This is a genomic window from Kitasatospora saccharophila (assembly GCF_039529925.1).
In the GTDB taxonomy this organism is placed as follows: Bacteria; Actinomycetota; Actinomycetes; order Streptomycetales; family Streptomycetaceae; genus Kitasatospora; species Kitasatospora saccharophila.
Window position 1 is genome coordinate 103,148 of sequence record NZ_BAAANS010000002.1, and the last position, 22,137, is coordinate 125,284.

Consider the following 22,137-nt stretch of genomic DNA (forward strand, 5'->3'; position numbering starts at 1 on the left):
CCCCGCGCGCGCCCCGGGCGGCTGGCGGGGATGCTGGTGCACGGCGGCCGGCTGGCCCGGACCCGCCACCGGTCGGGTGGTTCGCGACCCGGCCGGACGGGTAGACGCGGCACACAATCGCGCGGCGACGAAGGGTGGTAACCAGGCATGTGGAAGGTGTCGTTGATCGTGGGCCTCGGGATCGGGTACGTCCTCGGTACCCGGGCCGGGCGCGAGCGCTACGAGCAGCTGGCCGGCGCGGCCCGGCAGGTGCGGGAGAACCCGCGGGTGCAGGACGCGGCCGGCAAGGCCAAGCAGCAGGCCGGCGCGGTCGCCGGGAAGGCCGCCGGGGCGGTCGCCGACAAGGTCGGCGAGAAGCTGCCCCACGCGCTGACCGAGCGCGTCCCGTACTTCGCCAAGCAGCACGGCGAGGACGACGGCTGGGGCACCGTCCGCCCCTGAGCGGGCGCACCCCCGCCGGGCCGGGGCGGACGCTCTTCGGACGGGGTGGTTCCGGTACCGACTGGGCAACACTTGCGGCAGTCGGGCCCGCCCCGGCCACCGTCTGCGGCATGATCTCGGCATGGCCATCGTCGCGGGCATCGACAGCTCCACCACTCGCACCCGGATCGTCGCGTGCGACGCCGACACCGGCGCCGTCCTGCGACAGGGCCGGGCCCCGCACCCGCTGCCCGAGGGCGAGGACGCCCGGACCACCGAGGTCGACCCGCAGACCTGGCTGCACTCGCTGGGCGACGCCGCCGCCGGGGGCCTGCTGGAGGGCGTCCGGGCGATCGGCGTCTCCGCGCAGCAGCACGGGCTGATCGGGCTGGACGCCGGCGGCGTGCTGGTGCGGCCCGCCCTGCTGTGGAACGACCCCCGCTCGGCGGGTTCGGCGGCCGCGCTGCTGGACGCGCTGGGCGGGCCGCAGCCCTGGGTGGAGGCGATCGGCGCGGTGCCCGGCCCTACCTACACCGTCGCCAAGCTGCGCTGGCTGGCCGAGTTCGAACCGGCCTCGGCGCAGCGGATCGCCGAGGTGCTGCTGCCGCACGACTGGCTGGTCTCCCAACTGCTGGGCGGTCCGAAGCGGCGCACCACCGACCGCGGCGACGCCTCCGGCACCGGCTACTGGTCGCCGGTCACCGGCGAGTACCGGCAGGACCTGATCAAGCTGGCGCTTGGCCACGAGCTGACCGTCCCGCACGTGCTGGGCCCGGCCGAGCCTGCCGGGCACACCCCCGAGGGGCTGCTGATCTCGGCCGGCACCGGGGAGAACATGGCGGCCTCGCTGGGTCTCGGACTGGGCCTGGGCGACGCGGTGGTGTCGCTGGGCGGCAACGGGACGATCTTCGCGGTGCACGACCGGGCCGTGGTCGACCCGTCCGGCCTGGTCTCCTCGTTCGCCGACGCCACCGGCCGGCACCTGCCGATGGTGGCCACCCTGAACGCGGCGCAGGTGCTGCGCTCCACCGCCGCGATGCTCGGCACCGACCTGGCGGGCCTGTCCGAGCTGGCCCTGCAGTCCTCGCCCGGCGCGTACGGGATGGTCTTCCTGCCGTACCTGGACGGCGAGCGGACGCCGAAGCTGCCGCACGCCGCGGGCACCCTGACCGGGCTGCGGGCCGAGTCGATGGCGCCGCAGCACGTGGCGCGGGCCGCCGTCGAGGGCATGCTGTGCAACCTGGCGGAGGCGCTGGAGGTGCTGCGCGGGCACGGGGTCGCGGTGAACCGGGTCTTCCTGCTGGGGACGGCCGGGCGGCTGCCCGCGGTGCGGGAGATCGCGCCGCAGCTGTTCGGACTGCCCGTGGTGGTGCCCCCGCCGGGCGACCACGCGGCGCGCGGCGCGGCCCGGCAGGCCGCCTGGGCCCTCGCCGGGACGCCGGAGCCCCCGCACTGGGAGCTGCCCGACCTGACCGTGCTCGCCCCCGAGCAGGAGCACGACCTGGCGGTCGGCAGCGCGGTGCGCCAGCAGTTCGCGGCGATGCGCGAGCAGTGCCACCCGGAGACCGCCTGACCCGCCGCGCGTCCGCCGCGCGTCCGCGGCCCGGCCCGCGGACGCGGCCCGATGACGTGCGGGCGCCCCGGCCCGGTGCCACCGTGGAGGTTCCACGAGTGGAGGGACGATCCGCCATGGCGTTGCACCAGGGGAAGAAGGACGAGGAGAAGCGGCTGCCGTTCAGTCCGCTGCACGTACTGACCGATCCGCTGGGGGCGATGCAGCAGGCCCCGCCGCTGCACCAGCTGCCCGCGGTGCCGATCCCGCCGTCCGTCGCCTACCAGCTGATCCACGACGAGCTGATGCTGGACGGCAACGCCAAGCTCAACCTGGCGACCTTCGTCACCACCCAGATGGACGAGTACGCGGACCGGCTGATGTCCGAGTGCCGCGACAAGAACATGATCGACAAGGACGAGTACCCGCAGACCGCCGAACTGGAGCGGCGCTGCGTGGCGATCCTCGCCGACCTGTGGCACGCGCCCGACCCGGCCGCGGCGGTGGGCTGCTCGACCACCGGCTCCAGCGAGGCGTGCATGCTCGCCGGGATGGCGCTCAAGCGGCGCTGGATGGCCCGCAACGCCGACCGGTACGCGGCCGGGGCACGGCCGAACCTGGTGATGGGCGTCAACGTGCAGGTCTGCTGGGAGAAGTTCTGCAACTTCTGGGAGGTCGAGGCCCGGCTGGTCCCGATGGAGGGCGAGCGCTTCCACCTGAGCGCCGAGCAGGCCGTGGCGCACTGCGACGAGAACACCATCGGCGTGGTCGGCATCCTCGGCTCCACCTTCGACGGCTCGTACGAGCCGATCGCCGAGATCTGCGCCGCCCTGGACGAGTTCCAGCAGCGCACCGGGCTGGACGTGCCGGTGCACGTGGACGGGGCGTCCGGCGGCATGGTCGCGCCGTTCCTCGACCCGGACCTGCAGTGGGACTTCCGGCTGCCCCGGGTGGCCTCGATCAACACCAGCGGCCACAAGTACGGCCTGGTGTACCCCGGCGTCGGCTGGGCACTGTGGCGGGACGGCGCGGCGCTGCCCGAGGAACTGGTGTTCCGGGTCAACTACCTGGGCGGCGAGATGCCGACCTTCGCGCTCAACTTCTCCCGGCCGGGGTCGGAGGTCGTCGCCCAGTACTACGCGTTCCTGCGGCTCGGGTTCGCCGGTTTCCACGCGATCCAGCAGGCCTGCCGGGACGTCGCCGGGTACCTGGCGGCGGAGGTCGAGAAGCTCGGCCCGTTCCGGCTGATCACCAGGGGCGACCAGCTGCCGGTGTTCGCGTTCACCACCGTCGACGACTGCCCGTTCGACGTGTTCGACGTCTCCCGGCGGCTGCGCGAACGCGGCTGGCAGGTGCCCGCCTACACCTTCCCGGAGAACCGGGCCGACCTGGCGGTGCTGCGGGTGGTGTGCCGCAACGGATTCACCCGGGACCTCGCGGACCTGCTGCTGGCCGACCTGCGGCGGCTGCTGCCCGAGCTGCAGCGCCAGCCCGCGCCGCTCAGCGAGCTGGGGATGCCCCAGCGCAGCGGGTTCCACCACTGAGGACCGGCCCGGGCTCCGGCGGGGGCTCCGGGCGGGGCTCCGCGGCTCAGTCCAGGTAGCCGCGGAGCTGGTCGGCGAAGGCGTGGTCGCGGAGCTTGCCGAGCGTCTTCGCCTCGATCTGCCGGATCCGCTCCCTGGTCACCCCGAACAGGTGGCCGATCTCCTCCAGGGTCCGCGGCCGGCCGTCGTCGAGGCCGTAGCGGAGCTGGACCACCTGCCGCTCGCGCTCGCCCAGGGTGGCCAGCACCGCCTCCAGGTGCTCGCGCAGCAGCAGGAAGGAGGCGCTCTCGGCCGGCGAGGCGGCGTCGGCGTCCTCGATCAGGTCGCCGAGGGCCACGTCGTCCTCCTCGCCGACCGGGGTGTGCAGCGAGACCGGCTCCTGGGCCAGCTTGAGGATCTCCCGGACCCGCTCCGGCGACAGCTGCAGCGCCGCGCCGACCTCGGCGGGCGTCGGCTCGACGCCGCGCTCCTGCAGCATCGAACGCTGCACCCGCAGCACCCGGTTGATCAGCTCCACCACGTGCACCGGCACCCGGATGGTGCGGGCCTGGTCGGCGAGGGCGCGGCTCATCGCCTGGCGTATCCACCAGGTCGCGTAGGTGGAGAACTTGTAGCCGCGCGCGTAGTCGAACTTCTCCACCGCCCGGATCAGGCCCAGGTTGCCCTCCTGGACCAGGTCGAGCAGGGTCAGGCCGCGCCCGACGTAGCGCTTGGCGACCGAGACGACCAGCCGCAGGTTGGCCTCGATCAGGCGGCGCTTGGCGATCCGGCCGAGCACGACCAGCCGGTCCAGGTCGCCGAGCAGGCGCCGGTCGGCGTCCGGGACGCGGTCCAGCGCCTCCTCCGCGAACAGCCCGGCCTCGATGGCCCGGGCCAGCTCCACCTCCTCGACCGCGGTCAGCAGCCGGATCCGGCCGATCTCGCGCAGGTACTGGCGCAGCAGGTCGGCGGCCGGGCCGGTGCCCTCGTCCAGGGCGGGTTCCGGCGGCTCGTCGACGAACTCCTCGGGGGCGGGCTGTTCAGCGGCGGGCTGTTCAGCGGCGGGCTGGTCCTCCGCGGTGGGTCGCCCGGCGCCGGCTCCGGGGGGCGGGGCGGCGGCCGGGCCGGGGGGCGGAGTGCGCCCGGCGTCGGACGGGCCGGGCTGGGTCGGGATCGCGGCGCCCCGGACGGGGGCGGTCTGGGGCGGGCGGGCGACGGAAAGCTCCACGGGCATCCCTCCAGGGGCCGCGCGCGGCCTGGGGGGTTGCCGCGCCACACCCGAGGGATACCCATCCCGGCGGGCCCGGGCACCTGCCAGCGGCCGCGAGGTGGCCGGACGTCACCCGGCGGACGTGCGGGCGACCGGCCCTGACGGCGGGTCAGAGCGCGGCGGCGCCGCGGGAACGGAGCTGCTGGCCGTACTGCTGCAGGGCCCACAGCTCGCTCTGCACCGGGTGCTGCTCCTCGGCGGTGGCCCGGTCGCCGAGCCGGCGCAGGTGGGCGCGGACCTCGTCGATCCGGCGGTCCACGGCCTGCAGGCGCAGCTTGACCAGGAACTCCCCCGCGTACACCTCGTCGGCCTTGCGGCGGGAGCGGATCGGCTCGACGGTCAGCTCGGTGACCAGGCCGCGGACCTGGTCGTCCGGGCTGGCCTCGCGGACGGCGGCGGTGAAGTCGGGCAGCGCCGCGCCGTACGCGGTGCCGCCGACCTGGCCGATGGCGCGGCGGACCGCCCGGTACGGCGGGGTGGGGAACTCGTCCTCGCCGTACTGGTCGAAGGCCGGGCTGACCAGGTCGGGGTGCTGGAGGGCGAGCTTGAGCAGTTCGCGCTCCACGAACTGGGCCGGGTCGCGCGGGTTGAGCCGGAAGACCGGCCGCGCGGGTTGAGCCGGCGGCTGGGCGGCGTCGGGGCGGCGCAGCGTGCGCTGCGGGCCGTTCTGCTGGTTCTCGCGCTGCCAGCGGGCCAGTTGGGCGATCCGGTTGACCACGAAGCGCTCGTCCAGGATGCCGACCATGCCGGCCAGCTGGACGGCGTACTCGTGCTGGATCGAGCGGTCCTTGATCTTGACGATGATCCCGGCGGCCTCCTCCAGCGCGGCCGCGCGGCCCTCCGCGGTGTCCACCCGGTGCCGGGCGACGGCCGAGCGGAGCGCGAACTCGAACAGCGGGACGGGGTTGTCCACCAGGGTGCGGACCGCCTCGTCGCCCTGGGCCAGGCGCAGTTCGCACGGGTCCATGCCGCCCGGGGTGATGGCGATGGAGGTGCGGGCGGCGAACTTCTGGTCGTCCTCGAAGGCGCGCAGGGCGGCCTTCTGGCCCGCGGCGTCGCCGTCGAAGGTGAAGACCGTCTCGCCGCGGTAGGTGGAGGTGTCCATCAGCAGCCGGCGGATGATCTTGATGTGGTCCTCGCCGAAGGCGGTGCCGCAGGTGGCCACCGCCGTGGTGACGCCCGCCAGGTGGCAGGCCATCACGTCGGTGTAGCCCTCGACCACCACCGCCCGGCCGGACTTGGCGATCTCCTTGCGGGCCAGGTCGATGCCGTACAGGACGTTCGACTTCTTGTAGATCGGCGTCTCGGGGGTGTTCAGGTACTTCGGGCCGTTGTCGTCCTCGCGCAGCCGGCGCGCGCCGAAGCCCACCACGTCGCCCGCACTGTCCCGGATCGGCCAGACCAGCCGGCCCCGGAAGCGGTCGATCAGGCCGCCGCGCTGGCCCTGCGAGGCCAGGCCGCCGACCGAGATCTCCTTGTCGGTGAAGCCGCGGCCGCGCAGGAAGCGCACCAGGTGCTCCCAGCCGACCGGGGCGTAGCCCACCCCGAAGTGCTTGGCGGCGGCCTCGTCGAAGCCCCGCTCGGCCAGGAAGCGGCGACCGATCTCCGCCTCCGGCGTGGCCAGCTGCTCCTGGAACCAGGCCGCGGCCACCTTGTGCGCCTCGACCAGCCTGGTCCGCTCGCCCTGCTGGTGGCGCGGGCTGTAGCCGCCCTCCTCGTAGCGCAGGGTGATGCCCGCCTGGGCGGCCATCCGCTCGACCGCCTCCGCGAACGAGCAGTGCTCGATCTTCATCAGGAAGGTGATCGTGTCGCCGGACTCACCGCAGCCGAAGCAGTGGAAGACGCCCTTGCCCGGGTGCACGTAGAAGGAGGCGGACTTCTCGTCGTGGAACGGGCAGACGCCCTTCAGCTGCGCGCCGCCGCCCGCCGCCAGCTGCACGTAGTCGCCGACCACGGCGTCGATCGGCAGGGCGGCACGCACCGCCTGCACATCCTCGTCCCTGATCCGACCGGCCACCGGGAAAGTCTACGGGAGCGGGGGTGACACTCCGGGCCCGCCGGCGCCGGGGCGGGAGCCCGGGCCCGCTGGCGCCGGGGCCTAGCCGCGCTGTCCGACCAGCTTGGCGTGCAGGGCGAGCGCGGAGGCGTCGGTGAGGGTGGCGATCTGGTCGATCACGGTGCGCAGCGCGGCCCGGTCGTCCTCCGCCTCCGCGTACTGGGCGGCGAACACCGGGTCCAGCCGGTGCGGGGCCTCGCTCAGCAGCGCTTCGGCCAGCTCGGCGATCACCACCCGCTGGCGGGAGCGCAGTTGGGCCTGCTCGTCGCGCTGCATCACGTACCGGACGGCGACCGCCTTGAGCACCGCGCACTCCAGCCGGACGCCGCGCGGGACGACCAGTTCGGCGGCGTACCGGGTGAGCGGGCCGGGGCCGTAGCGGGCCCGGGTGGCCTGCTCGGCGGCCAGGCAGAAGCGGCCGATCAGCTGGCTGGTGAGGTCCTTCAGGCCGGCCCGGGCGCGGGCGGTGCCGTCGTAGCCGGACGGCCACCAGTCCTCGGCCCGCAGCCGGTCCAGCGCCTCGTCGAACTCGGCCGGCTCGGCCTCGGCGAACCGCTCGGCGATCTTGAACAGCTCGGCCCGCTCCTCGGCGGAACGCAGCGCCGCCGGGTCGATGTGGCCGGCCTGCAGGCCGTCCTCCACGTCGTGGGTGGAGTACGCGACGTCGTCCGACCAGTCCATCACGGTGGCCTCGAAGCACTTGCGGCCGTCCGGCGCGCCGGTGCGCATCCAGCGGAACACCGGCAGGTCGTCCCCGTACACGCCGTACTTCGCGGAGCCCGGGTCGCCGGGGTGCCGGCCGCGCGCCCACGGGTACTTGGTCGCGGCGTCCAGCGCGGCGCGGGTCAGGTTCAGGCCGACGCTGCGGCCGGGCCACGGGGCGAGCCGGGCCACGGGCTCGCCCGGCGGAGCGAAGCGCTTGGGCTCCAGCCTGGTCAGGATGCGCAGCGACTGGGCGTTGCCCTCGAAGCCGCCGCACCCCTCGGCGGCCTGGTCCAGCGCCTCCTCGCCGGTGTGGCCGAACGGCGGGTGGCCGATGTCGTGCGCCAGGCAGGCGGTCTCCACCAGGTCCGGATCGCAGCCGAGCGCCGCGCCCAGCTCGCGGCCGACCTGGGCGCACTCCAGCGAGTGCGTCAGCCGGGTGCGCGGGAAGTCGCTGCGCATCGGCGCCACCACCTGGGTCGTCCCCGCCAGGCGGCGCAGCGCCGCGGAGTGCAGCACCCGGGCGCGGTCGCGCTGGAAGGCGGTGCGGCCGGGCCGCTTGTCGGGCTCGGGCACCCAGCGTGCTTCGGACTGCGGATCGTACGGTGCCGTGTTCTCCATATGCCAGCCACGGTACGCCGGATGACGGACATTCGGTCCTGCGCCGCGCGAACGGGAGGTGGCGGGCGGGCAGTGGCAGGCGGGCGGTGGCGGGCGGGCGGTGGCGGGCGGGCGGTGGCGGGCGGCGGCGAGCGGACGGGCGCCCGATCGAATGATGCAGAGGATTCTCTGCAGAGAGGTCTATGCAGAGGATCCTCTGCAACCTATGCTGGGGCCATGACCGAGCACCGCCCCGAAGACCCGATCCCCTCCCCCGCCACTGCCCCGGCGTCCGGGGGCGCGCCGCGCCGCAGGCTGGACGCGGGTTCGCTGCGCGGGCTCGCCCACCCGCTGCGGATGCGGCTGCTGGACGAGCTGCGGCTGAACGGCCCCGCCACCTCCGCCCGGCTGTCCGAGCGGACCGGCGAGTCCACCGGCACCGTCAGCTGGCACCTGCGGCACCTCGCCGAGCACGGCTTCATCGAGGAGGAGACCGGCCGCGGCACCAAGCGGGAACGCTGGTGGCGCGCCGCGCGCGGCGCCATCGTGCTGTCCGCCACCGACTTCGACCGGGACCCCGCCTCCCGCGCCGCGCTCTCGGTGTACCAGGCCGAGAACCTGCGCCGGCAGTACCAGCAGGTCGCCGACTCGCTGGCCGCCGACTGGCAGGGCGAGTGGCGCGGCACCGGCTCCGTCACCGACTGGAGCAACCTGCGGCTCACTCCCGCCCAGCTCCAGGCCCTCATCGACGAGCTGTCCGCCGTGGTCGCCCGGCACACCCCCGACCCGGACGCCGCCCCCGACCCGGCGGCGCGACCGGTCGTCGTCCAGATCCAGGCACTCCCCAGGAAGGACCCCGACCGGCCATGACCGCTCCCGTCCCCGAGGCCGTCCTCGCTCCCGCGCCCGCTCCCGCCGGGCTGCTGCGGCGGCACCGCGACTTCCGGATGCTGTGGGTCGGCGAGACCGCCAACAAGTACGGCTCCGCGGTCACCGGCCTGGCCCTGCCGCTGATCGCGGTCAGCACCCTGCACGCGAGCACCCTCCAGGTCGGGCTGCTCGGCGCGGCGGGCTGGCTGCCCTGGCTGCTGATCGGCCTGCCCGCCGGGGTGTGGGTGGACCGGCTGCGCTGCCGCCCGATCATGCTCGTCGCGACCGCCGTCCCGCTGCTGCTGTACGCCACCGTCCCGCTGGCCGCGCTCGCCGGGGCGCTGACGCTGTGGCACCTGCTGGCCGTCGCACTGCTCACCGGGGCCGCCGGGGTGTTCTTCCAGACCGCGTACACCGCGTACCTGCCGCAACTGCTCGCACCCGCCGACCGGTCCGAGGGCAACGCCAAACTGCACGGCAGCGCCTCGGCGGCGGGCATCGTCGGACTGGGCAGCGGCGGCCTGATCGCCCAGCTGGCCGGGCCGGTCAACGGGCTGCTGGCCAACACCGCGACGTTCCTGCTCTCGCTCTACTGCACCGCCCGGATCGGCCACCGCGAGCCCCGGCCCGGCGGACGGCCCCGCCGGGCGCTGCGCCGGGAGATCGGCGAGGGGCTGCGGCTGCTCGGCTCCGACGTCTGGTTCCGCACCTTCGCGCTGTTCGGCGCCGCGTCCAACCTGGCCCTGACCGGCTACCAGTCGCTCCTGGTGGTCTTCCTGATCCGCGAGGTCGGCGTCGGCGAGGGCACCGTCGGCCTGCTGGTCGCGGCCGCCTCCACCGGGGGCATCGTCGGCGCGGCCGTCGCCCGCCGGACCGCGGCCCGGCTCGGCACCTCGCGGGCGGTGCTGGTGCTGGAACTCGCCCTGCCCGCGCTGGCCGTGCTGATCCCGCTGACCGGCCGCGGCGCCGGACTGGCCTGGTACCTGATCGGCGGCTTCGGCGCCTCCTGCGGGGTCGTCGCCGGGAACGTCATCAAGGCGACCTTCCAGCAGCGCTACTGCCCGCCGGAACTGCTCGGCCGGCTCTCCGCCAGCAGCGCGGTGCTCAACTTCGGCTCCATCCCGCTCGGCGCACTGCTGGCCGGCGTCCTCGGGACCCAGCTCGGCGTGCGGCCCGCGATGTGGCTGATGACCGCCGGCGTGCCGCTGGCCGCACTGGTCCTCTGGTGCTCGCCGATGCGCCGCGTCCGCGACCTGCCCACCGAACACCGCGCGCCGGTCCGCGGGAACTGCCCGCGGACGACCGCCCACGGGGGCGGGGGCGCGTACGGGGACGGAGCCGGGAGCGCGTACGGGGACGGAGCGGCGGGCGGCGGGTGCCCGGAGCCGTGCGAGTCGGACGGCAGGGAAGCACGGTGACCGTCGGCCGTCCCGTCGGTCGGACGCCGGGGCTGGTGACGGCCGGTCAGCCCGCGAGCCGGAGGGTCCGGGTGACGCAGGACTGGTACCGCTCCAGGACCAGCCCGGCGAGTGCGGGGTGGTCGCCGAGCGGGGCGGAAGTCAGTGCGCCACCGGCCGCCGCGGCCAGGCGGGCGAAGTCGCCCGGTGCGGTGAAGTAGGAGGCGACGGCGACCCGCGGGTGGCCCTCGGCGGTGAGTTCGGCGACCCGCTCGGCGACGCTCGGACCGCTCGCCGCCACGTACCCCGGCCGGACGGTGACGCCCAGCCGGGCCGACAGCAGCGCGGCCTGCGCCCCGGCGTCCTCGGCGGCGTCCCGGTCGCGGGAGCCGGAGGCCGCGAGGACCACGGGCTCGCCCCGCCAGCCCGCCGACACCAGGCGGTCGGTCAGCGCCTCGGTGAGCAGCGGGTCCGGTCCGAGCGGCGGGGCGCACACGCCCGCCAGGTGCGGCGCGGCCGCCAGCGTCCGGGGAATGTCCACCTTGCTGTGGTAGCCGCGGCCGAGCAGCAGCGGCACCAGCACCACCCGGCCGCTCAGCCCGTCCAGCACCTCGGGCAGCAACGGGTCGTTCAGGCCGAGGTGCCCGAGCCGGATGTCCAGCTCCGGCCGGACCCGCCGCAGCCGGGCGTGCAACAGGCCGAGCTCGGCGGCCGCGGCCGGGTCGTGCGAGCCGTGCGCCACCAGCACCAGGGCCGGGCGGCGGGCCGCGTGCAGCACCCGCAACGGGGCGAGGCGGCCGGGGAACGATGTGGCGGTCATACCTCCACTCTGCCGGACCCCTGTTTCGCCCCGGTTGCCCACCGGTCACGGGTGGTTACCCCGCTCTCACCCGGCCGCCCCGCCCGGGTGAGCCGCCCGCCCGACGGCCGGCCGCCCGAACGGTCGGACCGGATGGCGGGCGCGCGGCACGGCGGTGCGGGTCAGGGCCCGGCCGGCGGCCGCGCCCCGGGCTGCTGCGGCACCCGCGACGGACGCACCGGGTCGCCCCCGGACGGCACGGCGGGCACGGCGGGCACGGCGGGCACGACCGCAGGAGCGACCGTGGCCGTTCCTGCCGACCGGGCCGGTGTCCCCTGTTCCTGGAGGAGCATCAGCGCCTCGCGGTGGGCGAGCGGGTCACCGGCGTCGGCGGCCCGCTGGTACCACTGCGCGGCGCGCTGCGGCTGGCGGCGCTCGGCGAGCATCCGGGCGGCGGCGAGCAGCGCGTCCCGGTCGCCCTCGTCGGCCGCGCGCCCGTACCAGGCGAGCGCGTCGTCGACCCGGCCCCGGCTCTCCAGCATCTCGGCGGCCTCCCGGACGGCCCGCCCGTCGCCCGCGTCGGCGAGCCGCTGGACCCAGGCAATGGCCCCGTCCCCGTTCGTCGCCCCGGACAGCATCCGGGCCGCCTCGCGCAGCCGCTCCCGCTCCGGGCGGTCGGTGGAGCGCAGCAGCAGGCCCGCTTCGAAGAACCGGCCGGCCTCCTTGAGCAGTTCCACCGCCCCGTCCAGCGTCGAGGCCCCGGCCGGCGCCGCGGGTGCTGCCGCGGGGCGGGTCGGGCCCGCGGGCGCCTGCGGTGCCCGGCGTTCGAGGCCCGGCGCGAGGACGACGGCGGCCCGGGCCGGGTCCGGCAGGAGGCGCCGGTCGCCGGCCGCGAGCGCGGCCCGGTACCAGTGCGCGGCCTCCCGGGTGCGGCCCAGTTCGCCCAGCAGGCGGCCGAGTTCGCGCATCGCGTAGACGTCGCCGCGGGCGGCGGCGCGTTCGTACCAGTGGACGGCGCGGGTGCGGTCGCCGTGCCGTTCCAGCATGTCGGCGGCCTGGAACAGGGCGGTCTCGCAGCCCGCTTCGGCCGCCTTCCGGTACCAGTTCAGCGCCCCGTCCGGGTCGCCGTCCGGGTCGCCGTCCCGCTCGCACTGCTCGGCGCGGTCGCGCAGCGCCTGCGGGTCGCCGATGTGCGCGTACCAGGGCAGGTTGCCGTACTGGCCGTGCCGGGCGAGCAGGGCGGCCGCCTCGTGCCAGGCGGTCTCGTCGCCGCGGGTGGCCGCGCGCTCCCACCAGGCGGCGGCTTCGTCGATCCGGCCGGCGGCCTCCAGCATCCCGGCGGCCTCGTGCACGCCGGTCACCGCGCCCACGGTCCAGGCCCGTTCCCACCAGGCGGCCGCTTCGTCGATCCGGCCGGCCGCGGCGCAGAGCCGGGCGCAGTCGGCGGCCGCCCCGGGGTGTCCGTCCTCCGCCGCCCGGGCGAACCACGCCAGGGCCTCGTCGCGGCGGCCGAGTCCGGCGAGCAGTTGGCCGGCCCGGTGGCGGGCGGCGGGGTGGCCGGCCCGGGCGGCCTGCTCGAAGCGCTGCAGGGCGGGGGCGATCCCGTTCCCGCCGGAGCGGCCGAGGAGTTCGGCGCCCCGGTAGCGGGCGTCGGTGCTCCCGGCCAGCGCGGCGCGGTCGTACCAGGCGACGGCCTGCTCGAACCTGCCGTCCCGTTCCAGCAGTTCGGCCGCCCGGAGCGCGGCCTGCGGTACTCCCCGGTCGGCTGCCGCGGCGTACCAGTCGGCGGCCTCGGCGGTCCGGCCGGCGTCGGCGAGCAGGGCGGCGCCGACCGACAGTGCGGCGGGGTCGCCCGCCTCGGCGGCCGAGGCGCAGAGCCCGACCGCGATCCGGGTGAGCCCCCGGGTCGCCGCCGACCGGGCGAGGGTGGACCGGTCGGCGGGGTGGGCGTACCGGGCCAGGCACTCCCACAGCCCGGCCGGGACGGTGCGGCCCTCGCGTTCCGGCCGCAACTGCCGGACCAGGGCCTCGGCGAGCCGTACCTCGGGTCCGCCCGCGCCGCGGGCCGCCTCCGCGCCCCGGGGCGCCACGGCGCCGCGCGGAACCCGGGCGGACAGCGCCCGGCCGGACAGCGGGTCGCCGGCCGTCAGGAGCGCGCCCGTCCCGGGGACCGCCTTGCGCAGGTACTCCAGCCCGTCGGCCATCCAGCCCGGCCGGAGGGCGTTCCGTTCCCGGGAGGTCAGGTAGTGCGGGGCGGACGCCGCCAGCAGCGCGGCCGGCAGGACCGGAGGGTGGCCGAGGCGCACCGCGTCCAGCGCGGCGTCGACCACGGCCCGGGCGGCCGGGGGCGCCGCGCGGTAGCGCTTCACCAGCCGGGCCCCGGCCGGTCCGGGGCCGGCGCCGGGGCGGACGCTGCCGCCCGCTCCGGCGACCACCGTGGACCGGATCCGGCGGGGCGCGCCGTCGGCGGCCCGGACCGCTGCCGTTCCCCGGACGGCCACCACCCGCCTGACGGCGTGGCACGGCGCGGCACCGACCGGGTCCCCGGGATCCCCCGGACCGCCGGACGGGTCCTCGACCTGCTGACGGGGGATCCGGACCCGGTCCCGGTCGGCTTCCAGGAGCGCGGCCCAGTAGGAGGAGGGCCGCACCGGCCGGCCCGCGGCGCGGGCCAACTCGCCCGCCACCAGGGTGAGCCGGTCCACCTCGCGGGGCACCGAGCGTCCGGAGAGCCAGCCGTACAGGGTGGACGGGCCGATGCCGCCGATCCTGGCCAGCCGTTTCTGGGTGATCGCCCGCCCGTCGGCCCGGCGGGCCTCGTCCCAGAGCGACAGGAGTTCGCGCAGCACCGCGGAGTGGGCTGCCCGGCCCCTCACCTGCACGTCTGTGGTCATGCCAGCTCCCGGCCGGACGCGGACCGGATCTTCGAATCCGCTCCCCTGCGTGCAGGGTACGCACTCCCGCACCCCGTCGTACCGACTTCACCGCGAATCACGTTCCAGATCGGCGTTCCTGCCTCCGCGGGGGTCCGCCGCCTGGTATTGGGCCCTCAGAACGCCGCCCCGGGCGCCTCCGGACGCCTCCGGTCCGCCGGCCGTCGCGCCGGCGGACCGGTCCGCCGGCGGGCTCTCGGACGCGGCCGGGGTCCGGACGCTCTCACAGCCGCCGCCCGGTGCCGCTGAGGGCGAAGTTCCGGCGGTGAAACAGGGCGGCCCCGGTCGGGAAACACCCCCCGCGCATGCTCGGTGCCACGACAGCGACCAGGTCGCGGGCCACCGACGGCCCGCCCGGTCGAGGCCTCCGGCGGGACCGGAGGTGCGCTGCGCCACCGGACCGAAGGCGATCCGGTCGGCGCCCGGTCAGCCCGCCAGCTCCGACCACCCACCGTCCGGAGCACGACCTCGGAGGGACTTCCCGATGACCACCACCAAGCCCACACTGCTCCTGGTCGGCTACGGCATGGTCGGCCACCGCTTCCTGGAGGCCCTGGCCGACACCGGGGCCGCTGCCCGCTACCGGGTCGTCGTCCTCGCCGAGGAGCCCCGACCCGCCTACGACCGGGTCGGCCTGACCTCCTACTTCTCCGGCCGGAGCGCGGACGACCTGCTGCTCGCCGAAGAGGGCTTCACCGATCGGCACGGGTTCGAGGTGCACCTCTCCTCCCCCGCCGTCTCGCTCGACCCGGCGGCCCGGACCGTCACCACGGCCGCCGGGCGCACCCTCTCCTACGACACCCTGGTGCTGGCCACCGGCTCCTACCCGTTCGTCCCCCCGGTGGACGGCCGGGAGGCCGAGGGCTGCTTCGTCTACCGCACCATCGAGGACCTGCAGGCGATCGAGTCCTACGCGGCCGGCGCCCGGGTCGGCGCGGTGGTCGGCGGCGGCCTGCTCGGGCTGGAGGCGGCCGGCGCGCTGAAGGGCCTGGGCCTGGAGACCCACGTGGTGGAGTTCGCGCCGCGGCTGATGCCCGTGCAGGTCGACGAGGCGGGCGGCGCCGCACTGCGCCGGACCATCGAGTCGATGGGCGTGGTGGTGCACACCGGCGTCGGCACCAAGGCGATCACCGTGGCCGGGGGGCGCGCGGTCGGCATGTCCTTCACCGACGACTCCGAACTGGCGACCGACCTGGTGGTGTTCTCCGCCGGGGTCCGCCCCCGCGACCAGCTGGCCCGCGAGGCCGGCCTGACGGTCGGCGAGCGCGGCGGCATCGCGATCGACGAGCACTGCCGCACCTCCGACCCGCACGTCTTCGCCATCGGCGAGTGCGCCCTCGCGGTGGACGGCCGGGTGTACGGCCTGGTCGCCCCCGGCTACGAGATGGCCGTCTCGGTGGCCCGGCAGCTCGCCGAGCAGGCCGCGCAGCCGTTCACCGGCGCGGACCTCTCCACCAAGCTCAAGCTGCTCGGCGTCGACGTGGCCAGCTTCGGCGACGCCTTCGGCTCCACGCCCGGCTCGCTCGACGTGGTGTACTCCGACTCGCGTTCCGGCGTCTACAAGAAGCTGGTGGTCAGCGGCGAGGGGGCGCTGCTCGGCGGCATCCTGGTCGGCGACGCCTCGGCCTACGCCACGCTCCGCCCGCTGGCGGGCACCGGGCGCCCGCTGCCCGTCCCCGCCGAGTCGCTGGTCCTGCCGGCCGGCGCGGACACCGCCGTCTCGCTCGGCAGTTCCGCGCTGCCCGACGACGCGGTGGTCTGCAGCTGCAACAACGTCACCAAGGGCACGGTCCGGGCGGCGGTCACCGACCACGCCTGCACCACCGTCCCCGAGGTGAAGAAGTGCACCCGGGCGGGCACCAACTGCGGTTCCTGCGTGAAGCTGCTCGGCACGATCGTCGCGGACGAGTTGGAGGCGAGCGGCGTCGAGGTCGACCGGGGCCTGTGCCCGTGCTTCGCCCACACCCGCGCCGAGCTCTACGAGATCGTCCTGGTCAAGCGGATCCCGACGCACCGGCAGTTGCTCGCCGAGCACGGCCGGGTGCCGGAGGGCTCCGAGGGCTGCGAGGTCTGCAAGCCGACCGTCGCCTCGATCATCGCCTCGCTGGCGCCCGAGCTGGAGGCGTCCGGGCACATCCTGGACGGCGAGCAGAGCGGTCTGCAGGACACCAACGACCACTTCCTGGCCAACCTGCAGAAGAACGGCTCCTACTCGGTGGTGCCGCGGATCCCCGGCGGTGAGATCACCCCGGACCGGCTGATCGTGATCGGCGAGGTGGCCAAGGAGTTCGGCCTCTACACCAAGATCACCGGTGGTCAGCGGATCGACCTGTTCGGCGCCAGCGTGGACCAGCTGCCGATGATCTGGAGCCGCCTGGTCGCGGCGGGCTTCGAGTCCGGCCACGCCTACGGGAAGTCGCTGCGCACCGTGAAGTCCTGCGTCGGCTCCACCTGGTGCCGCTACGGCGTGCAGGACTCGGTGGCCATGGCGATCCAGCTGGAGCTGCGCTACCGGGGCCTGCGCTCGCCGCACAAGCTCAAGTCGGCGGTCTCCGGCTGCGCCCGCGAGTGCGCCGAGGCCCGCGGCAAGGACTTCGGCGTCATCGCCACCGCCACCGGCTGGAACCTGTACGTCGGCGGCAACGGCGGCGCCACCCCCCGGCACGCCGACCTGCTCGCCCAGGACCTGGACGACGAGCAGCTGGTCCGCCTGATCGACCGCTTCCTGATGTTCTACATCCGCACCGCCGACCGGCTGGAGCGCACCTCCACCTGGTTGGAGCGGATCGAGGGCGGCCTGGACCACGTCCGCGAGGTGGTGGTCGAGGACACGCTCGGCATCGCCGACGAGCTGGAGGCGCTGATGGCGCGCCACATCGGCGACTACCAGGACGAGTGGGCGGCCACCCTGGCCGACCCCGACCGGATGCGCCGGTTCGTCTCCTTCGTCAACGCCCCCGGGGTGCCCGACCCGAGCATCCGCTTCGTGCCCGAGCGCGACCAGGTCAAGCCGGACCTGGTGGTGCTGGCCACCGCGGACCAGCTGCTGGCCGCCCTCGACCCCGACAACGCCCCGTCCGCCCGCATCCTGGAGGAAGCCCGATGACCGCCACCGCCACCGCCGCCCGGGTCGAGCTGCTCTCCCCCGCCGGCTGGTCCCCGGTCTGCGACTGGGAGCTGCTGGTCCCCGGCCGCGGCGTCGCCGTCCTGCTGCCGGACGGCCGCCAGGCCGCCGTGTTCCGCGACGGCAACGACCGCCTCTACGCCGTCGACAACCGCGACCCGTTCACCGGCGCGTACGTCCTCTCCCGGGGCCTGCTCGGCTCCACCGCGGACGGCCGGGTGTACGTGGCCTCGCCGCTGCTCAAGCAGCGCTTCGACCTGCTCACCGGGGAGTGCCTGGACGACGAGGACGTCCGGATCGCCGTCCACACGGCCCGCTCCGTCTGACCGGGGCGGCCCGCCCGCCCCGCACCCGACCGGCCCCGTTCGACCGCCCTTCCGACTGACCCCGTCCCCGCCGTCCCGCCGGCGGGGGCGGGGTCAGTGCCGCTGCCGGAGCGCGGCGAGTACGGCGGCGGCCATGCCCTGCTGGCCCTGGGCGTTCGGGTGGACCGGCGCCAGCCCCTGCCCGGCGGCGAGGGGCTCTATCCAGCGGGTGGCCGCGTCCTCGCACATGTCGTGGCCGGCGGAGGAGGAGTAGGTGTCGACGAACGCCACCCCGGCGGCTTCGGCCCGCTGCCGGAGCATCTCGTTCAACCGCTGCTCCTGCTGGGAGACGAAGCCGACGTCGGCACCGGCGATGCCTCCGCCCAGCGTCCCGGCGCAGCGGCCCGGGTCCTCGGGCAGCAGGGCCGGGTACCCGACGAGCAGCACCTCGGCCTGCGGGGCGCGCCGCTTGATCTCGTCGAGGGCGGTGCCGAGCCGTTCGCCGGTGGCCGCCAGCTTCTGCTGGACCTCGCCCCGCCCGGCGCCGGTCGTGTAGTACGCCCGGCAGGGGGCGTCGTCGCCCTCGCCGGTCAGGCCGTGCCGGAGGTTCTCGATCGCGCAGCGGCCCAGCACGTCGAGGAAGCCGGCGTCGTTGCCGCCGATCCCGAGCGTCACCAGCCGGGTCGCCGCTCCGAGCGCGTCCAACTGCGGCGGGTTGGTCCCGTCGTCGGTCCGCTGGGAGGCCGTCAGGTCTCCGGTGCGCGCGCCGCTGCAGCTGACGTCGGTGAAGTCCCCGAGGTCGAGCCGCTGGGCCACCAGCGACGGGTAGTTGGCGCCCGAGCGGCCGCAGCCCTGCGGGGAACCGCTCTGGGGCGGGATCCGCAGGCCAGAGGTGTAGGAGTCGCCGAGGGCCACGTACGGCCCGGTGACCGGGGTGGCGGAGGGCGTCGGCGAGGGTCGTTCGGGCGCGGGCGCCGGGGCGGTCGCCCCCGCGCCGCACCCGGCGGTACCGATCAGGACCACCCCGGCCAGGGCCGCCGCGGCGGCCGACCACCGGCGGCGCACCCTACTCGGCGCCGCGCTCGTGCTCGGCCAGGAACTCCTCGAACCTCCGGCCGAGTTCGTCGGCCGAGGGGAGGTCGCTGGCCTCGGCGAGCAGGCTCTCCCGGTCGACGGCGCCGGAGACCGCGTCGTACTGGCCCTCCATGCCCTGGATCGCCGAGCGCAGTTCGCCGTCGCCCTGGGAGAGCTGGTCCTCGATCTCGGCGTAGACCTCGTTGACCCGGGTGCGCAGCTCGCTGCCGGGCAGGACCAGGCCGGTCGCGGACTGGGTGGCCTCCAGGATCGCCAGCGCGGCGGCCGGGTAGGACGAGCGGGCGATGTAGTGGGGGACGTGGGCCGCGAAGCCCAGCACGTCGTGCCCGGCCTCGCTGAGCCGGTACTCGACCAGCGCCTGGGCGCTGCCGGGCACCTGCGCCTGGTCGAACCACCTGGGGTGGCCGGCGGCCAGGTCGACCCGGTTGCCGTGCGTGGTGAGGCCGACCGGACGGGTGTGCGGGACGCCCATCGGGATGCCGTGGAAGGAGAGCGCGAGCCGGATCTCGAACCGCTCCACCAGGTCGCCGACGGCGGCCGCGAACAGCTCCCACTCGGTGTCCGGCTCGGGGCCGGTGAGCACCAGGAAGGGCGCGCCCACCGAGTCGCGCACCAGCTGGAGCAGGATCTCCGGCGGGTCGTAGTCCGTCCAGCTCTCGCGGTCGAAGGTCATCGCGGGGCGGCGGGCCCGGTAATCGACCAGCCGGTCGTGGTCGAACCTGGCCACCACCTGCGGGGAGCCCTGCTCCAGCAGGTGCGCCACGACCTGGCCGCCCGCCTCGCCGGCGTCCATGAAGCCCTCGAAGTGGTAGAGCAGCACCAGACCGGTGCCGGCCTCGGCAGCGGCACGGGCCGCGGCCAGGGCGGTCACACCCTGCGGTTCCAGCTCGTACAGCTCCTTGGGATCACGCACGGCGCACCCATCCCCGTTCCGTCTCGTCGTCTCGGAATGCTTCCGGATCTGATCTCTCCAGCGTGCGACGGCCCGCCGGAATTCCCGCCCGCGCACGAGTCTTCACGCCGTCTCTCGAATCCTCTCACCTCCGGGCAAAGCCCCTGGTCGCGGGCGTGGCAACCGGGTCGGCCGGTAGGATGAGGGGGCGTCCCGGCGTGCCGAAAGGACCCGCACGCCCCCGTTGGCGCGGCGCGAAGTGACGCACCGCCTTCTGGCGGGTATCGTCCTCTCGCTGCCTCGCATCGTCGCGTCGTCGCGCCACGCCGTCTGTCACGTCGTGGGCCACGCCCCGGTCCGTTGCGCGGCCAGCCATCCAACGCGCACCTTGCCTTCACCTGGCCGCCTGCTTCGCTTCGTGATCTCGTTTCTCTCTCGGCCATCTCGCGGACGCACACTGTCCCGTCGCTCATCTCCCGCCGGATCGGTCCGTCGACCCGTGTCCGTACCGGCACCGCGCTGCCCGCCTCCGGGCTGCCGTCCCGCCGCACGCCCGAGCCTCTGGCGTAGCGCCCCCGGGCGGCCGTTCTCCGGGGCCGGGGCGACATCGACCACTGCCCGCGCGCCGCGAACCCGGCACGCCGGCCCCGACGACCGCCGAAGGACCGAAGGATCCGTGCCCGTACCCGTCACCCTCTACGGCCGCACCGTGCGGCTGGAGCCCCTCGCCGAGCACCACGCCGCGGCCCTGGCCGTGGCAGGCTCCGAGGACCGTACGACCTACGCCTTCACTCCCGTTCCGCACGGCCTGGAGGCCGCCCGGGAGTACATCGCCCGCGCCCTCGCCGATCGCGCGGCGGGCCGGTCGATGCCGTTCGCCACCGTGAGCACGGCCGACAACCGGGTCGTGGGCTCGACCCGGTTCCTCGAACTCGACTACTGGCAGGGCCCGCTGGTCTGGCCGCCCGCCCCGGGCGTGCCGCACGGCGACCCGCTGGAGGCCGTCCCGGACGCCGCGGAGATCGGCAACACCTGGCTGTCCCCGCGGGCCCAGGGCACCGGCATCAACACGGAGGCGAAGCTGCTGATGCTGCGGCACGCCTTCGAGGTGTGGCGGGTGCAGCGGATCTCGCTGCGGGCCGACGCCCGCAACACCCGTTCCCGGGTCGCCATCGAGCGGCTGGGCGCCACCTCCGAGGGGGTCCGCCGGGCGCACTCGCGCGGCCTGGACGGGGTGGTCCGGTCCACCGCGTTCTACTCGATCCTGGACGAGGAGTGGCCTGCCGTCCGGGACATCATCGAGCTGCGGATCGCCGCCGCGACCTCGCCCAGTGCGCCGGACCCGGCGCCGCTCAACCAGGAGTGCCTTAGACACGGCAGCTCCCTGGTCGCCGATCCGATGATCGGCGACTCCCTGATGCCGGCCGCCTGAGCCGGCGGCCGGCCGTTCCGGTCCGGGGCGGGGGCGCGACGCCAGCGGTGTCGCGCCCCCGCCCCGGCCGTTTCCTCCCGGGGATTCTCGGCACTCTGTCGAGTTGTCAAGGAGCACGGACCGCACGGGGTTCGGCCCACCTCCGTTCCTGGGTGTGATCCTGCTGACACTCCGCCGGGCCGCACCCGCGCTCCGCCCCGGCTCAGCCGCCGTCCCCGCCCGCCCGCGCCCCGCCCCCGCCCCCCGGCTCGGGCCCGGGGTCGAGCTCGGAACCCGTCCCGGAACCGGCCGCGGAACCGGCCGCCTCCGCGGCGGCGGCCAGTTGCTGGAGGGCCGCGAGGTGCGCCGCCAGCAGGGCGCGGCCCTGCCGGGTCGCGGAGAGCCAGGTGCGGGGCCGCTTCCCGACGTAGCCCTTGCGGGCCCGCAGGTAACCGGCCGCCTCCAGGCCCGCCGCCGTCTTGCTGAGCACCGAGTCCGAGACCTGGCAGTAGTCCCGGACCACGGAGAACTCGGCTTCCTGGCACCCGCTGAGGAAGGCCAGGACGGTGAGCCTGGTGGGCTGGTGGAGTATCGGGGCGAGACCGTTCACCGTTCGTTGCTCATGCTCTGCTCCTTGATTTCCCGATTTGCCATGGCGATGACGCCCCAGACGGCCAGGCCGCCGACCGCGCCCGCGGCGGCCATCGCCCACGCCTGGTCGTCGGTGACCAGCCAGGTGCCGAGCCAGGCCAGCACCGCCAGCAGGACGCTCAGGCCGAGCGCGCGCAGGACGCCCGGCGGGACCTTGGTCTTCTCCAGCCGCGCGGCGACGCCGCTGGAACGCATGGCCACCCGCACTATGGCCGCCACCACCACCGCGAGGGCGGCCGCGCACAGCGGTATCAACCACTGCGCCTGCCGCTGGAAGCTCTGCCCGATCGCCGCGCAGTAGACCGCGAGGACCGCGCCCACCCCGGGGCCGTACCACCAGGGCATCGGCGCGGGCCGCCGGGCCGCGGCCTGCGCGCGCCGGGCGATCGCCAACGCCTGCGCGGGCGTGAACTCCTCGGACTGCTCGTGCTGCTTGTCGTCAACCATCGGATCCCCCGAGCGGACGTGCCGTCGGATCCGGCCTACTGCCGGATCAAGTTCTCACACTCTGACACATACTTTCTGGAAGGGAAACTA

The 22,137-nt window shown here is 75.4% G+C and carries 17 protein-coding genes; 8 read left to right on the plus strand and 9 right to left on the minus strand.

Annotation, left to right across the window (positions count from 1 at the left end; all coding sequences use genetic code 11):
* Positions 1 to 147: 147 nt before the first annotated feature.
* The 3 genes from ABD345_RS02295 (at position 148) to gad (ending at position 3,516) form a co-directional block, all read left to right on the plus strand.
* Positions 148 to 441, plus strand: a complete 294-nt coding sequence (locus ABD345_RS02295) for a hypothetical protein (RefSeq protein WP_425556748.1) — start codon at positions 148 to 150, stop codon at positions 439 to 441.
* Positions 442 to 562: 121 nt separating this feature from the next.
* Entirely contained in the window at positions 563 to 1,993 is a 1,431-nt protein-coding gene (locus ABD345_RS02300; protein WP_344549964.1) for an FGGY family carbohydrate kinase, read from the plus strand.
* Positions 1,994 to 2,109: 116 nt separating this feature from the next.
* The gene (gad, locus tag ABD345_RS02305) at positions 2,110 to 3,516 is read left to right on the plus strand and encodes a glutamate decarboxylase (RefSeq protein WP_344549965.1); all 1,407 of its coding nucleotides are present in this window, start codon (positions 2,110 to 2,112) and stop codon (positions 3,514 to 3,516) included.
* Positions 3,517 to 3,562: 46 nt separating this feature from the next.
* Here gad and ABD345_RS02310 read toward each other — a convergent pair whose 3' ends face one another.
* The 3 genes from ABD345_RS02310 to ABD345_RS02320 form a co-directional block, all read right to left on the minus strand.
* Positions 3,563 to 4,729, minus strand: coding sequence for an RNA polymerase sigma factor (locus ABD345_RS02310; RefSeq protein ID WP_344549966.1), 1,167 nt, complete (start codon positions 4,727 to 4,729; stop codon positions 3,563 to 3,565).
* Between the two features lie 145 nt (positions 4,730 to 4,874).
* Positions 4,875 to 6,782, minus strand: a complete 1,908-nt coding sequence (gene dnaG, locus ABD345_RS02315) for a DNA primase (RefSeq protein ID WP_344549967.1) — start codon at positions 6,780 to 6,782, stop codon at positions 4,875 to 4,877.
* Between the two features lie 81 nt (positions 6,783 to 6,863).
* Complete coding sequence (locus tag ABD345_RS02320) at positions 6,864 to 8,144, minus strand: deoxyguanosinetriphosphate triphosphohydrolase (RefSeq protein ID WP_344549968.1); 1,281 nt, start codon at positions 8,142 to 8,144, stop codon at positions 6,864 to 6,866.
* A 216-nt stretch (positions 8,145 to 8,360) separates the two neighbouring features.
* Between ABD345_RS02320 and ABD345_RS02325 the strand changes: the two genes are divergently transcribed.
* Complete coding sequence (locus ABD345_RS02325; protein WP_344549970.1) at positions 8,361 to 8,993, plus strand: ArsR/SmtB family transcription factor; 633 nt, start codon at positions 8,361 to 8,363, stop codon at positions 8,991 to 8,993.
* Complete coding sequence (locus tag ABD345_RS02330) at positions 8,990 to 10,411, plus strand: MFS transporter (RefSeq protein WP_344549971.1); 1,422 nt, start codon at positions 8,990 to 8,992, stop codon at positions 10,409 to 10,411. The genes ABD345_RS02325 and ABD345_RS02330 overlap by 4 nt, the downstream gene beginning before the upstream one ends.
* Before the next feature lie 46 nt (positions 10,412 to 10,457).
* On the opposite strand, the gene ABD345_RS02335 is transcribed toward ABD345_RS02330, so the two are convergent.
* The gene (locus ABD345_RS02335; protein WP_344549972.1) at positions 10,458 to 11,210 is read right to left on the minus strand and encodes a sirohydrochlorin chelatase; all 753 of its coding nucleotides are present in this window, start codon (positions 11,208 to 11,210) and stop codon (positions 10,458 to 10,460) included.
* Between the two features lie 161 nt (positions 11,211 to 11,371).
* Positions 11,372 to 14,083 (minus strand): hypothetical protein, encoded by a 2,712-nt coding sequence (locus ABD345_RS02340; RefSeq protein ID WP_344549973.1) that lies wholly within the window; start codon positions 14,081 to 14,083, stop codon positions 11,372 to 11,374.
* 523 nt (positions 14,084 to 14,606) lie between these two features.
* Here ABD345_RS02340 and nirB point away from each other — a divergent pair.
* Together nirB and nirD are read left to right on the plus strand one after the other, a co-directional pair.
* Positions 14,607 to 17,228 carry a nitrite reductase large subunit NirB gene (nirB, locus tag ABD345_RS02345; protein WP_344549974.1) on the plus strand — a complete coding sequence of 874 codons (2,622 nt, stop codon included), beginning with the start codon at positions 14,607 to 14,609 and terminating at the stop codon, positions 17,226 to 17,228.
* Positions 17,225 to 17,572 carry a nitrite reductase small subunit NirD gene (nirD, locus tag ABD345_RS02350; RefSeq protein WP_344549975.1) on the plus strand — a complete coding sequence of 116 codons (348 nt, stop codon included), beginning with the start codon at positions 17,225 to 17,227 and terminating at the stop codon, positions 17,570 to 17,572. Before nirB ends, nirD begins: the two co-directional genes overlap by 4 nt.
* Before the next feature lie 93 nt (positions 17,573 to 17,665).
* Here nirD and ABD345_RS02355 read toward each other — a convergent pair whose 3' ends face one another.
* Both ABD345_RS02355 and ABD345_RS02360 read right to left on the minus strand, forming a co-directional pair.
* On the minus strand, positions 17,666 to 18,616 hold the full coding sequence (locus ABD345_RS02355) for an SGNH/GDSL hydrolase family protein (RefSeq protein ID WP_344549976.1): 951 nt from the start codon (positions 18,614 to 18,616) through the stop codon (positions 17,666 to 17,668).
* A gap of 1 nt (position 18,617) precedes the next feature.
* Entirely contained in the window at positions 18,618 to 19,559 is a 942-nt protein-coding gene (locus ABD345_RS02360; protein WP_344549977.1) for a PAC2 family protein, read from the minus strand.
* Positions 19,560 to 20,214: 655 nt separating this feature from the next.
* Between ABD345_RS02360 and ABD345_RS02365 the strand changes: the two genes are divergently transcribed.
* Positions 20,215 to 20,970, plus strand: coding sequence for a GNAT family N-acetyltransferase (locus ABD345_RS02365; protein WP_344549978.1), 756 nt, complete (start codon positions 20,215 to 20,217; stop codon positions 20,968 to 20,970).
* A gap of 202 nt (positions 20,971 to 21,172) precedes the next feature.
* On the opposite strand, the gene ABD345_RS02370 is transcribed toward ABD345_RS02365, so the two are convergent.
* Both ABD345_RS02370 and ABD345_RS02375 read right to left on the minus strand, forming a co-directional pair.
* The gene (locus ABD345_RS02370; RefSeq protein ID WP_344549979.1) at positions 21,173 to 21,559 is read right to left on the minus strand and encodes a transcriptional regulator; all 387 of its coding nucleotides are present in this window, start codon (positions 21,557 to 21,559) and stop codon (positions 21,173 to 21,175) included.
* Positions 21,556 to 22,047 (minus strand): hypothetical protein, encoded by a 492-nt coding sequence (locus tag ABD345_RS02375; RefSeq protein ID WP_344549980.1) that lies wholly within the window; start codon positions 22,045 to 22,047, stop codon positions 21,556 to 21,558. Before ABD345_RS02375 ends, ABD345_RS02370 begins: the two co-directional genes overlap by 4 nt.
* Positions 22,048 to 22,137 lie beyond the last annotated feature (90 nt).

What these genes read in the sequence shown, in the direction of transcription:
- ABD345_RS02295 (WP_425556748.1), top strand. Translation starts at nt 148, where the DNA reads ATGTGGAAGGTGTCGTTGATCGTGGGCCTCGGGATCGGGTACGTCCTC.
- ABD345_RS02300 (WP_344549964.1), top strand. Translation starts at nt 563, where the DNA reads ATGGCCATCGTCGCGGGCATCGACAGCTCCACCACTCGCACCCGGATC.
- gad (WP_344549965.1), top strand. Translation starts at nt 2,110, where the DNA reads ATGGCGTTGCACCAGGGGAAGAAGGACGAGGAGAAGCGGCTGCCGTTC.
- ABD345_RS02310 (WP_344549966.1), bottom strand. Translation starts at nt 4,729, where the DNA reads ATGCCCGTGGAGCTTTCCGTCGCCCGCCCGCCCCAGACCGCCCCCGTC.
- ABD345_RS02320 (WP_344549968.1), bottom strand. Translation starts at nt 8,144, where the DNA reads ATGGAGAACACGGCACCGTACGATCCGCAGTCCGAAGCACGCTGGGTG.
- ABD345_RS02325 (WP_344549970.1), top strand. Translation starts at nt 8,361, where the DNA reads ATGACCGAGCACCGCCCCGAAGACCCGATCCCCTCCCCCGCCACTGCC.
- ABD345_RS02330 (WP_344549971.1), top strand. Translation starts at nt 8,990, where the DNA reads ATGACCGCTCCCGTCCCCGAGGCCGTCCTCGCTCCCGCGCCCGCTCCC.
- ABD345_RS02335 (WP_344549972.1), bottom strand. Translation starts at nt 11,210, where the DNA reads ATGACCGCCACATCGTTCCCCGGCCGCCTCGCCCCGTTGCGGGTGCTG.
- ABD345_RS02340 (WP_344549973.1), bottom strand. Translation starts at nt 14,083, where the DNA reads ATGACCACAGACGTGCAGGTGAGGGGCCGGGCAGCCCACTCCGCGGTG.
- nirB (WP_344549974.1), top strand. Translation starts at nt 14,607, where the DNA reads ATGACCACCACCAAGCCCACACTGCTCCTGGTCGGCTACGGCATGGTC.
- nirD (WP_344549975.1), top strand. Translation starts at nt 17,225, where the DNA reads ATGACCGCCACCGCCACCGCCGCCCGGGTCGAGCTGCTCTCCCCCGCC.
- ABD345_RS02375 (WP_344549980.1), bottom strand. Translation starts at nt 22,047, where the DNA reads ATGGTTGACGACAAGCAGCACGAGCAGTCCGAGGAGTTCACGCCCGCG.